This window comes from Ensifer sp. ENS03, assembly GCF_014852035.1.
GTDB lineage: Bacteria > Pseudomonadota > Alphaproteobacteria > Rhizobiales > Rhizobiaceae > Ensifer > Ensifer adhaerens.
Map to the genome: position 1 here is coordinate 278,395 of NZ_JACVAV010000008.1, position 10,779 is coordinate 289,173.

A 10,779-nucleotide genomic window follows, 5' to 3' on the forward strand; every position below is an offset into this window, starting at 1 on the left:
GGGGGATGGTGTGGTTCGACTTAGCATGCGTGCCGGCCGCCGGCGGTGGACGATCGGGCGCGCACTTTTATCGGTGGGGATGCTGACGGCCGCGGGGTGTACCCGGGATCCGCTTGCCCCTTCGATCGTGGTGTTCGGGTCCTACTTTCCAGCCTGGCTGCTTTGTGCCGGGCTTGGTATCGTCACTACGGTTGTCGCAAGGCTGATCCTCGTCCACGCCGGTATCGACGAACACCTGCCCGTGCCGCTTCTCGTCTACCTCTCGCTCGCGCTCACCACCAGCATCGTCTACTGGTTTCTGGCCTTTGGCGGAGCGCCGCATTGAGTGCCGATGACGTCTTCCGGCGTGCAGTTGCACGCACTCTCGGCCCGCTTATTATCGCCAGTGCGGCCGTTGCGGTCTATTTCGCTTTCTGGCAGGTCGATCGCAGCCCGCGCACGGACGTCGCTGAAATCGATGCGCCGACGGTTGCGATCGCCGCGAGCGTGCCGGGCCGAATAATCGCCGTCGAGGTGCGTAACAATGCGAGCGTGAAGAAGGGCGACGTGCTCTTCCGCCTCGATCCGGAACCCTATCGCCTGCGTCTCGAACAGGCGCAGGCCGAACTGAAGGCGACGCAGTCGGAAGTGGCGCAGGGAGAGCGCAATCTCGATCTCGAGCGCGCCAATGCCGACGTTGCGGACAGGCAGATCGCCCGTGCTCAGAACAATGTCTTGCTTGCGCGCCAGACACAGGAACGGCTGGAGCCGCTCTTGCCGAAGCGCTTCGTGACGGCGCAGCAAGTCGACGAGGCGCGAACCGCCGTCAAAGACGCCGAAGTCAGCCTTGCTCAGGCGTTGCAGTCGGCCCACGGAGCCAACCGGGTGATTGGAACCCTCGACACCCGTAAAGCCCAGGCGGATGTCGCACGCGCGACGGTAGCACTTGCCGAGCGGGACCTGGAGAACACCGTCGTGCGGGCGCCCTTCGACGGCAAGATCGTCGGCTTGCGCACGACGGTCGGCAAAGTCGTGGTTCCCGCCGAAACGCTGTTCACTCTGATCGATACCGCCGAATGGGAAACCGTCGCTTTCTTCCGCGAAACAGAACTCAAGGCGATCGCCATCGGCAGCCGCGCCGATGTCTTCGTAATGGCGGATCCGGAGCGCCGTATTTCCGGCACGGTCGAGGGTGTCGGCTGGGGCGTGCGTTCGGAAGATTCCGCCACGATCCTCGGCATACCGATCGTTTCCAACTCGCTGAATTGGGTGAGGGTCGCCAAGCGCTTTCCCGTGCATGTGCGGCTTGAAAATCCGCCGGAGGACCTGATGCGCGTCGGCGCCTCCGCCGTCGTCGTCATCGGGCCCGCGCATAACGACGCCGATGCTGTTCCAGCCGCGAAGTAGCGTCCGCTACACGTCGATCCTCTGGGACGAATTGCAACCCTATCCGGGCCGGCTGGACCTTTCCCTGCGCATGGCGCTGGTCACCACGCTGGTTGCTGTAACGGCGATGGCGCTGCGGGTCCCCGAAGCGGCGATCTCCTGTTATCTCGTCTTCTTCGCGTTCAGAGCTGATGCCGGCTCCGGCATCCTGATCGCCATCGGCTTGCTTGTCGGGGCGACGATCGGAATTCTGCTGGCCATCGTCTGCCTGATGGTGGTGGCGGACGAACCGGCACTGCGCCTGGCACTTGTCGCCTTTTTTACCTTCGGCGGCATGTACCTGACGCAGGCAAGCCGTGCCGGGCCGCCGATCGGTACGGTCGCCATGGTCTTTGCCTTCGTCATGACGCTCTACGATATCGTGCCGATCCCGGAACTGCTGATCCGAGGGCTCGCTTGGATGTGGGTGGTCGTGTTCTTCCCGGTGGTCTACCTGATCGCGATCCATCTCATCACCGGCCACAGCCCGGCGCGACGGCTACGCTCGGCGATCGCCGAGCGGTTGGAGGTGGCGGGCCAGCTCCTGTCCAGTGGAGACCACGCGGCGAAACGCGTGGCTGCGACGTTGCTGGCCGAAGGCAATGGCGAGCTCAAGAAATATGCCGGGTTCTCAAAGCTTCTGGCGTTGATGGACAAGCACGACGTGCCGCGCATGCAGGCGGCGACGGACGCGTCCTATGATTTGCTGACGCTGGCACTCGCCCTATCGCTTGATGAACGAAGGCCGCGGGAAAACGCTGCGGCGCCGGAGGTTCTTCGCCGCATTGCCGAAGCGATCCGCAGGCGGAAGCCGCCGGAACAGACGCTGCTAAGCTCACCCGATTTTCGCGCCTTTGAAGCCGGTGATGCGCTCCCGGCGCATCAGGTCGAAAGGATCGTCGATATCCTATCGGAAGCAGACCCGCCCGGGCCGGTGTCAGATGCGCATAAGGGAGGGTTCTTCCTGCCGGATGCTTTCAGCAATCCGCTCTACACGCAGTTCGCGCTGAAGGCTCTGCTTGCGGTGATGATCACCTACATCACCTACACGGCCCTCGATTGGTTTGCGATCCACACCGCCCTGATCACCTGTTTCATGGTAGCGCTTGGAACGACGGGCGAGACCATGCACAAGCTGGCACTGCGGCTGACGGGCTGCCTCCTTGGCGGCGCCGTGGCGATTGGCTCGACGATCTGGCTCGTGCCGCACATGACGGATATCGGCCAGCTCGCCTTTCTTGTCGGTGCGGTCAGCCTCATTGCGGCATGGATCTCCGTCGGCTCGGAGCGCATTTCCTATATCGGCTGGCAGATGGCGCTCTGCTTTTTTCTCGTCGTGCTGCACGGCTTCGGCCCGAGTCTGGATCTCAACGAGGCGCGGGATCGCATCATCGGCATCGTCTTCGGCAACATCGTCGTTTCGGTCGTTTTCTCGACGATCTGGCCGGTCAGCATCGGGCAGGGAATACGCAAGAGCCTTGCTACGAGCGGTGCCACGCTTGCCAATCTGTTAGCGCGCCGCGGCGGCCCCACCGGCGACTATGCCGACCTGATCAGCGGTGTCGCTGGCGCATTGCGCCAGAGTGAACTGCTGCGTTTCGAGCCTGCAAACGTGCGGCGGGGAGACATCGATGCCCGGACGACGGAGCGCATTGCCCTCAGCCTGCAGGAACTGGCCGCCCCGATCGTCGAATTGCGCGAACACGACCGGGCCTTCGGTCCGTTGCGGGGCGCGCCGACGCCGCTGAAGCGCGCGGTTCTCGGCTATGAACACGCGGTGGCGCAATGGCTGAACGATCAGGCCGAGGGATTAGAGGCATGGCACCGGCCGAAGCCCAGTGCGGATCTGGCCCTGGCGCTTCGGCGGCTGAAAGCGCGTCTCGCCCGCGCCCGGAAGGCAAGCATACATGCCGGAGGTTTTCCCCGGCGAATTCGCGACGAGCTCGCCTGGAGGCTTGCACTCTACGAGAAGATCGAGACTGTGGTTCGGCGGCTGGCAGCGGGGGATGCCTTGGAATGATGGTTTCTGCGGGGGCGAGGTGGGTTTCGGTAGGGGTGATCGCCCTTTGCCGAAGCATGTGCCGTGCTGCCCGAGGCTCTCTTCTCCTTGGCGCATTGTCGATCCCGGCAGCCTGCACGTCCGCTGCACTCGATGATCTGGCGCCACCGAGCGCCGACCGGCCGGCCGTTTCGGGAACGGGCACCAAGGACGCCTCGAAGGTGAGTGCCGGCGCGCCGGATTTCTCTCTCGCGCCGAACCCTGAGATCCCGATTACGATCGCGACGCCGTCGATCGATCCGAAACACGATTACAGCTTGCCGGAACTGGTCGATATCGCCCAGCGAACCAATCCGATCACCCGTGCCGCCTGGCAGCGCGCCCGGCAGGCGGCGATTGCCGTCGGCATCACCGAAGCGGTGTACCTGCCTCTCCTGACGGCCGATGTACTCGCCGGTCTGGAGCAGACGTCGGCGACTGCGCCCGGCATCGGCGGTCCCATACCGATCGCCCCCGGCACGCTGACGACAACTGGCGCGCAGTTCATTCCATCCCTTACGGTCAAGTGGCTGCTTCTCGATTTCGGCGGGCGGGATGCGGGGAGAGAGGCGGCAACGCAATTGGCGTTTGCCGCAAACGTGACCTTCAACGGTACGCACCAGAAGCTGATCTTCGATGTTTCCAACGCCTATTTCGTCCTGACGGCGGCGCGTGTTCAGCTGAAGATCGCCCGCCAGACGGTGCAGAATGCCGAGCTTGTCCAGGCAGCCGCCAAGGCGCGCATGGGTCGCGGCATCGCCACATCGATCGAAGTCGCGCAGGCAAACCAGCAAGTGGCGCAGGCGCGCTTCAACCTGACCCAATCGCAAGGGCACGAGCGCAATGCCTATATGACGCTTCTCGAAGCGGTCGGGGTCTCGCCAACGCTCGAGATCCGCATCGCCGACGGCAGCAATCGTGCTCTGCCGAAGGCTGTGCCCGAGGACCTCAACCGGCTGATTGCGACATCGCTCCAGCGTCGCCCGGATGTGCAGGCGGCTTTTGCCCGCCTGCAGGCCGACAAGAACGGTATTGCGGCCGCCCGCGCGGAGTTCATGCCGAAGGTCGCGCTGGTGGGCAACGTGAACCGCAATATCGGCTCGCTCAGCGTCGAAGACACCCGTTTCGACCAGCGCTCGACGATCCGCGTCAACCAGCCGAACGCCAACCTGATGATCGGCCTGAGCTTCCCGATTTACGATGGCGGACTGCGCGACGCGCGGTTGCAGTCGGCGATGGCGCAGGTCGGCGCTGCCGAGCAGGAGATGGCGCAGTTGCAAAACACTGCGGCGCGGGAAGTCGTCGTCGCCTATGATCTGCTGCGCACCAGCCTGGCCGGCTATGCGGCCGCAAGCGAGCTGACGACGGCCGCTCAGACGACCTACGATGCTGCGGTCGACTACTACAAGCAGGGCCTGGGCACGATCACCGATGTCAGCATCGCGCAGACGGCGTTGCTCCAGGCGAAAGTCGCAAAGGCGACCGCCTACAGCGACACGCTTGTCGCCGCGGCAAGCCTTGCTTTTGCAACGGGAACGTTGACGAACCGCAATGCGGTCAATCGCTTCTGACGGCCTGAGGCGACGGGTCGCCCAGTGCCGAACTCACCAGAGGTTCGACGACGCCTCGATCAACAGTCCATCGAATCCGCCGGCAAGAATCCCTGCAACGGCCGTCGTCCCGGCGTACGCGGCAAGAACGAGCAATCCCAGCATCGAGATAGCCGATCCGATCCGGATTGCCGAAGCGCTTTCGCTTTCAACGGTCAGTGAAATGGCTACCGGCGCGAACGATATCGGCCGTGGCGCACCTCGGAGGTTCTGGTTGGCAGCACGCAGGAGGCGGGGTGGCCGCGGATACTTCAGGCGGTTTTTTTCGCATATTCCGGGATAGGTTTCGCAAACTGAGCTTGGCATCTGACGTGTCCCTGATCAACTGGATTTAAAGCGATCTTAAGCGCTCCGTCCGCATTGGCCGTTCCCGGGGGAACTCCTAAGTTGAGGGCTTGTTGCCTTCGAGGAGCGGCCGATGTTTCGCGAGCGCCTGGCCAACAAATTCGGTGAAGGCGCTGACGCGGGCCGTGCGCCGCAGATCCTCGTGTGTGAGAAGCCAAAGCTCTCTCGTCATATCGGCGACCGGTGCGCCGATACGGATGAGACCGGGCGTCGTGTCTCCGAGATAACAGGGCAGGGCCGCAAGACCGATGCCGGCCTTTGCCGCCTCGCGGGCCGTAACCAGCGAATCGCAACGCAAGACCGCGGGTGCCACGAGCGTCGCGCGCATCCATCGTGCCACGCTCGTGGACGCAAGCGCGTCACCAAGCCCGATCCAGTGCTCCCGTGCAATATTCAGCGTGTCGGCTGTCAGCTCCCGCACATCGAGATAGGACGGCGCCGCATAGACGGCGAAAGCGACCTTCGCGATCCGGCGACCGACCAATGCATCCGGTGAATCGACCGCGGGGCGGATGGCAACGTCCGCGTCGCGATGCGAGAGGTTTGCGAGCGCATTCGAGGTGCTGACCTCGAGCAGGACGCCGGGATGGCGTTGACGGAAATCCGCCAGGATCGACGGCAGGATGGACGCCATCAGCGTATCCGTGGTGGTGATCCGCAGGCTACCCTCGAGCCGCAGATCCTGACCCGTCAAGCGGCGCTCGAGCTCCGTGACCGTTTCAGCCATCTGCCGGGCCACGGCCAGCAGCTCCTCGCCGCCGGCGGTGAGCATGTAGCCGGACGGGAGGCGGTCAAACAGCCGGACCCCGAGCTTCTGTTCGAACGACCCGACACGCCTTAACACTGTTGTGTGATTGACGCCAAGCGCCCGGGCAGCAGCAGCAAGGGAGTTCGCCTCCGCGACTGCCAGAACGAAGCGGAGGTCTTCCCAGTCGATACGGTGATGGCTGTGCATGATTGGGCAAACCTAAGACAGGTTGTTCATCGGATGAGCGAATTTGCACCGCTATCACCGCGTATTGTCAATCGCTCTGCGCAATCGAGCTCCACGGTCAAACGCCTTATTCGCTGTGGTACCGTCATTGAAGCGGCTGTGCAAATATGCAGAGGCAGTAGGCGAAACGACAGATCGTTCTGCAACCGAGCACCGTCTAAAGATGGTGTCACGATCGGATGGGCCGATCGGTGGAGCGACGCAAGATGATCCCATTCTTCAGCGATCTGGTGCCTGAGACGAGTGATCACCCGACCGCCCCGCACCTTCCTCAGGTCCGGGCGCACCAGAGCACGTCCACCTGATCAACCCTTCCTCCATTTTCAACTCATTCTCATCAAGGAGGTCCCGTCATGGAGACCCTGTTCGTCCCATTGGCCTTGTTTGCGGGTGGTCTGCTCGCTGTCCAGGCGGGTGCCAACGCACAACTTTCCAAAGCTGTCGGATCGCCTTTTGCGGCGACCACACTTCAGCTCGCGATTGGTACCGGTCTGCTGCTTCTCGTCACCCTCTTGACGGGAACAATCGCCGCGCTTGGTGCAATTCCCGCGGTCAAGTGGTGGCATCTCGTCGGAGGCACCGCCTCAGCCGTCTATGTCGTCTCGACCATCGTTCTCTTCCCCCGCCTTGGCGCCGTCGTTTCCGTCGGATTGTTCATAGCCGGACAGATGCTCGCCTCCCTGACGCTCGATAGTTTCGGCTTGCTGGGCGTTCCGCCGACGGGACTGCGGGTCGGGGCCGCCGTTGGCACGCTCGTCGTGCTCCTCGGGGTTGCTATGGTGGTGTTCGGGCAAGGCGGAAAAGACAATGTTAAAGTCGACCGGCTTGGCTGGATTGCCCTTGCGCTGATGGCAGGGGCCGTGCTCCCGGTCCAGGGTGCCGTCAATGCGCTCCTGCGCCATGATCTCGGGGGTGCGCCGTTCGCGGTGGGTGCGATCTCGTTTCTCGTCGCCACGCTCGCCATGGCCGCGGTGATGCTTCTGGTGCTCGCCGGGCAAAAGACATCCCGTCCCAACATCACCGGCGTGCAGACGATGCCCTGGTGGGGTTGGCTCGGTGGTCTCGCCGGAGCGACCTATGTCACCACGGTCTTTACCGCAATCCCAGCGATTGGTGCGGCCGCGGCGGTTGGTCTCACCGTGGCCGGCCAGCAGGTCGCAAGTGTCTTCGTCGATCGCTATGGCTGGTTCCGTCTGCCGCAGAGGTCCGTGTCGGGGCTGCGCCTGGGCGGCGTGGTGCTGCTGTTGGCCGGTGTCGCCGTTATTAAACTCGTCTGAAGCCGCAACCGATCGCGATCTGCCGAACCCTGGAGAATTGCCATGTCATCCACATCGCTTGCCTGGATCTACCTCGTGCTATCCGGCGTTGCAGACGTCGCCTGGGCCGTCAGCACCAAGTTCTCGAACGGTTACAGCCGCCTGTCCTGGACGCTGGTCTCGATCGTTGCCCTGGTGATCTTTCTGTCCCTGCTCACCCAGGCGCTCAAGACCTTGCCGCTCGGAACAGCCTACGCGGTCTGGACCGGCATCGGCGCCGTCGGTTCCGTGCTCTGCGGTGTGCTGCTCTTTGGAGAAACCATCACAGTCTCGCGGGCAACCGCAATGCTGGTGATCGCCGGCGGTGTCATCGCGCTGAAGATCGTGCCGGCCTGAATTCCGGGCCGGAGTCGGCATTAAAACGTAGTTTCTTCAATATATTGATCGATGTTTCTCAGCAAAGCTCTTGGGAACGTCAGCCAGCGCGATCCGCGTCTTGCGTAATGGGTCCCGTAGCGGCAGTTTTCCGTCCCAAGATGACCAAACCACGGACTGGGCGAGGACCTACAGAAGCGGCCGCGCAAGCATTTCGGCGCCGAGGACGAGCAGACTGATGAGGAACCAGCGCCGGAATACGGGCGGGTCGACACGGTTGCGAACGACTTGCCCCGCCCACATGCCGGCGAGCGCCGGCGCAATCGCGAGGCCGGAGAAGAGCAGATTGTCGGCCTCGAAAGCGCCCCGCCAGACGAGCCCGGCGGTGAGGGCGACTGTGGAGACGGTGAAGGAGAGGCCGAGCGCCTGCACCAGTTCGTCCCGTTCAAGACCTAGCGCCTGCAGATAGGGCACGGCCGGGATGACGAAGACGCCGGTTGCGCCCGTGACGATCCCGGTTGCCGCGCCGACCACGGGAGACAGCCACGGCTCCCACTTCGCCGGAACGCGAAGCTGGCGCGCAAAGAGCGTGAAGGCGGCGTAGAGAAGGAGGGCCGCACCAAGCGCGCCCGTCGTGAGCGCGGTGCTGCCACCGGCAAGCACCGAAGAACCGCTGAGCGTGCCAAGAACGATCGCCAGCATCATCGGCCAAAGCCGGAGCGCAAGCGCGCCGAAGCTCGGGCCCGCGAGAAGCTGCCAGACATTTGTCACGAAGGACGGGGCAATCAACAGGCTGGCGGCCGCAAGTGGAGAGATGAGCGTACCGAGCACGCCCATCGCCAAGGTCGGCAACCCCATGCCGGTGACGCCCTTGAGGATGCCGGCGGCGAAGAAAGTTGCGGCAATCGCAACGACGAGGGACGGAGCAAGATCGAACATGCCATCGGCATAGCGTATACCCGCATCGGCACAATGCGGATCATCCGCAGTCAGACTTCGGCTGGTCCGAAGGCTGTTTTTCCGTTAGCCTCCTTTGCATGCGTTTCGATCTTATCGACCTTCGTCTGTTTCTTGCCGTGGTGGATGCCGGCAGCATGACCCATGGTGCTGCGGATGCCGGGCTTTCGTTGCCGGCGGCAAGTGAACGTCTGCGCGACATGGAGATGATCGGCAAAGTCAAACTGCTCGAACGTGGTCGCCGCGGGGTGCGGCCGACGCCGGCCGGAGAAGCGCTCGCGCATCACGCCCGGCTGATCCTGCGCCAGATGGCGCGGATGCGCGGCGAGCTTGGTGAACACGCCGATGGCCTTCGAGCAACAATCCGGCTTGCGGTGAACACCGCCGCACTCACAGAGTTTCTGCCACAGCGGCTCGGCGCCTGGATGACGGCGCATCCGCGGATCGACGTCGATCTGAAGGAACGGCAAAGCATCGAGATTGCGAGAGCCGTCGCCGCCGACCTCGTGGAGATCGGCATTCTTTCGGACGCGGTCGATACTGGCGGCCTGCAACTGCGTCCCTTTGCCGTCGACCGGCTCGTCGCCGTCATCCCACGCGATCACGTATTCGCGGCACGCAGGCGGGCACTCTTCGCCGACATTGCGGACCAGCCTTTCGTCGGCTTGGCAGATGGCGCATTGCAGAGCCATATCGATGCACAAGCTCGGAGATTGGGGCTGACGCTGAAGATGCGCTCGCGCATGCGTAGCTTCGAAGGCATGTGTCACATGGTTTCGGCGGGTGTCGGCCTTGCCATCATGCCGGAGACGGCGGCACGGCGCGGCGGCAGATCTCCCAAGACCGCGTTCGTGCGCCTTGCTGATGACTGGGCGACGCGGCGGCTGTCCGTCTGCGTGCGCGCGGAAGAGGAACTGTCCCCGCCGGCGCGAGACCTGTTCGAGCATCTGGGCTCGAGCGGTTCGCATTGACCTTAGAAACGCGCCGGTAGCCTCACGCGCTCCCTTCCATGCGTTTGGCGTCGTCGCGCGAAGGCGACCTTTGATCGCAAAAGTTGATTTTCCCTTGGAACTCTTCGCGCCTTTGGCGGTTGGGCTCCCATAGGGATATCCTTCGGCCCGATCCTTGCTGGGCCTATAGCGTGAGAAGGAGATGGAGCATGATACTTTTCCGAACAGGACAGGACACGCCCCGGACTCCCACCTTCTCTCAGACGGACCGCCCGTGCGTTCCCACGCACGAGACACCATGCCGGACCTCTTCTGCAGGCAGCGGGGCATCATCATGATCGGAAAATCGATGCCGGCCTATGTGATCGATCTCGCCTTTGTCGAACGGATGCTGGAGATGGCGGAACGGCGTATCGCCGAGCCCACGTCGAGCGAAGCTCTCTACCGAGAGATCGCCGACGAACTTGAGCGAACCGAAGGAGATCCGAAGATGGCGCGCATCCTGCTCGTCACCTTTACCAATTCCTACGCCGCGCACGTCACAAGCGGCGATCGCCTCCGAAAGCTGAGAATTGAAGCCGAATGGGGATCTTTCTTGCGCCGAAGGTGGCTTTGAGGCCGCGAACAGAGCGCGTCCACGACAGGCGTCCTGAAACGCGGCAGTCGAGCTTAGCAGAGCAACAGGAATACGGGCATCAGCGCGACCAGATAGGCGAGACCGTCGGCCGCCAGGCGATCGCGGAGGTTATGCGCAGCGAAGGAGTTGCCCGATAGGCGTCCATTATTGTTCATTTTTATTCTTCCTGGGTCGTTGTTGTCGAGCCCGCCGGGAGGAGAGGCCGGGCTCGTC

At 63.3% G+C, this 10,779-nt stretch carries 11 protein-coding genes; 8 read left to right on the forward strand and 3 right to left on the reverse strand.

Going from position 1 to position 10,779, the window contains the following annotated elements; all coding sequences use genetic code 11:
- Positions 1-79 precede the first annotated feature (79 nt).
- The 4 genes from IB263_RS25215 to IB263_RS25230 are packed head-to-tail and all read left to right on the forward strand — an operon-like array spanning position 80 to position 5,013.
- The gene (locus tag IB263_RS25215) at positions 80-325 is read left to right on the forward strand and encodes a YtcA family lipoprotein (protein ID WP_060521141.1); all 246 of its coding nucleotides are present in this window, start codon (positions 80-82) and stop codon (positions 323-325) included.
- Positions 322-1,386, forward strand: a complete 1,065-nt coding sequence (mdtN, locus tag IB263_RS25220) for a multidrug transporter subunit MdtN (RefSeq protein ID WP_060521142.1) — start codon at positions 322-324, stop codon at positions 1,384-1,386. The genes IB263_RS25215 and mdtN overlap by 4 nt, the downstream gene beginning before the upstream one ends.
- The gene (locus IB263_RS25225; RefSeq protein ID WP_060521143.1) at positions 1,364-3,424 is read left to right on the forward strand and encodes an FUSC family protein; all 2,061 of its coding nucleotides are present in this window, start codon (positions 1,364-1,366) and stop codon (positions 3,422-3,424) included. The genes mdtN and IB263_RS25225 overlap by 23 nt, the downstream gene beginning before the upstream one ends.
- A complete protein-coding gene (locus tag IB263_RS25230; protein WP_082566507.1) occupies positions 3,421-5,013 on the forward strand; it encodes a TolC family protein in 1,593 nt (530 codons plus the stop codon). Before IB263_RS25225 ends, IB263_RS25230 begins: the two co-directional genes overlap by 4 nt.
- A gap of 421 nt (positions 5,014-5,434) precedes the next feature.
- Here IB263_RS25230 and IB263_RS25235 read toward each other — a convergent pair whose 3' ends face one another.
- The gene (locus IB263_RS25235; RefSeq protein WP_060521144.1) at positions 5,435-6,352 is read right to left on the reverse strand and encodes a LysR family transcriptional regulator; all 918 of its coding nucleotides are present in this window, start codon (positions 6,350-6,352) and stop codon (positions 5,435-5,437) included.
- A 392-nt stretch (positions 6,353-6,744) separates the two neighbouring features.
- On the opposite strand from IB263_RS25235, the gene IB263_RS25240 reads away from it, so the two are divergent.
- A complete protein-coding gene (locus IB263_RS25240) occupies positions 6,745-7,668 on the forward strand; it encodes a DMT family transporter (protein WP_034790550.1) in 924 nt (307 codons plus the stop codon).
- Positions 7,669-7,710: 42 nt separating this feature from the next.
- Positions 7,711-8,043, forward strand: a complete 333-nt coding sequence (locus tag IB263_RS25245; RefSeq protein ID WP_034790543.1) for a multidrug efflux SMR transporter — start codon at positions 7,711-7,713, stop codon at positions 8,041-8,043.
- Positions 8,044-8,211: 168 nt separating this feature from the next.
- Here IB263_RS25245 and IB263_RS25250 read toward each other — a convergent pair whose 3' ends face one another.
- Positions 8,212-8,961, reverse strand: coding sequence for a sulfite exporter TauE/SafE family protein (locus IB263_RS25250; protein WP_034790540.1), 750 nt, complete (start codon positions 8,959-8,961; stop codon positions 8,212-8,214).
- A gap of 98 nt (positions 8,962-9,059) precedes the next feature.
- On the opposite strand from IB263_RS25250, the gene IB263_RS25255 reads away from it, so the two are divergent.
- Together IB263_RS25255 and IB263_RS25260 are read left to right on the forward strand one after the other, a co-directional pair.
- Complete coding sequence (locus IB263_RS25255) at positions 9,060-9,950, forward strand: LysR family transcriptional regulator (protein ID WP_034790537.1); 891 nt, start codon at positions 9,060-9,062, stop codon at positions 9,948-9,950.
- A 277-nt stretch (positions 9,951-10,227) separates the two neighbouring features.
- Positions 10,228-10,545 carry a hypothetical protein gene (locus IB263_RS25260; RefSeq protein ID WP_034790534.1) on the forward strand — a complete coding sequence of 106 codons (318 nt, stop codon included), beginning with the start codon at positions 10,228-10,230 and terminating at the stop codon, positions 10,543-10,545.
- A 53-nt stretch (positions 10,546-10,598) separates the two neighbouring features.
- Here the strand turns inward: IB263_RS25260 and IB263_RS34510 are convergent, their stop codons facing one another.
- Entirely contained in the window at positions 10,599-10,721 is a 123-nt protein-coding gene (locus IB263_RS34510) for a hypothetical protein (RefSeq protein ID WP_255380984.1), read from the reverse strand.
- Between the last annotated feature and the right edge of the window lie 58 nt (positions 10,722-10,779).

What these genes read in the sequence shown, in the direction of transcription:
- IB263_RS25235 (WP_060521144.1), bottom strand. Translation starts at nt 6,352, where the DNA reads ATGCACAGCCATCACCGTATCGACTGGGAAGACCTCCGCTTCGTTCTG.
- IB263_RS25215 (WP_060521141.1), top strand. Translation starts at nt 80, where the DNA reads ATGCTGACGGCCGCGGGGTGTACCCGGGATCCGCTTGCCCCTTCGATC.
- IB263_RS25250 (WP_034790540.1), bottom strand. Translation starts at nt 8,961, where the DNA reads ATGTTCGATCTTGCTCCGTCCCTCGTCGTTGCGATTGCCGCAACTTTC.
- IB263_RS34510 (WP_255380984.1), bottom strand. Translation starts at nt 10,721, where the DNA reads ATGAACAATAATGGACGCCTATCGGGCAACTCCTTCGCTGCGCATAAC.
- IB263_RS25240 (WP_034790550.1), top strand. Translation starts at nt 6,745, where the DNA reads ATGGAGACCCTGTTCGTCCCATTGGCCTTGTTTGCGGGTGGTCTGCTC.
- IB263_RS25225 (WP_060521143.1), top strand. Translation starts at nt 1,364, where the DNA reads ATGCTGTTCCAGCCGCGAAGTAGCGTCCGCTACACGTCGATCCTCTGG.
- IB263_RS25245 (WP_034790543.1), top strand. Translation starts at nt 7,711, where the DNA reads ATGTCATCCACATCGCTTGCCTGGATCTACCTCGTGCTATCCGGCGTT.
- IB263_RS25260 (WP_034790534.1), top strand. Translation starts at nt 10,228, where the DNA reads ATGCCGGACCTCTTCTGCAGGCAGCGGGGCATCATCATGATCGGAAAA.
- IB263_RS25255 (WP_034790537.1), top strand. Translation starts at nt 9,060, where the DNA reads ATGCGTTTCGATCTTATCGACCTTCGTCTGTTTCTTGCCGTGGTGGAT.
- IB263_RS25230 (WP_082566507.1), top strand. Translation starts at nt 3,421, where the DNA reads ATGATGGTTTCTGCGGGGGCGAGGTGGGTTTCGGTAGGGGTGATCGCC.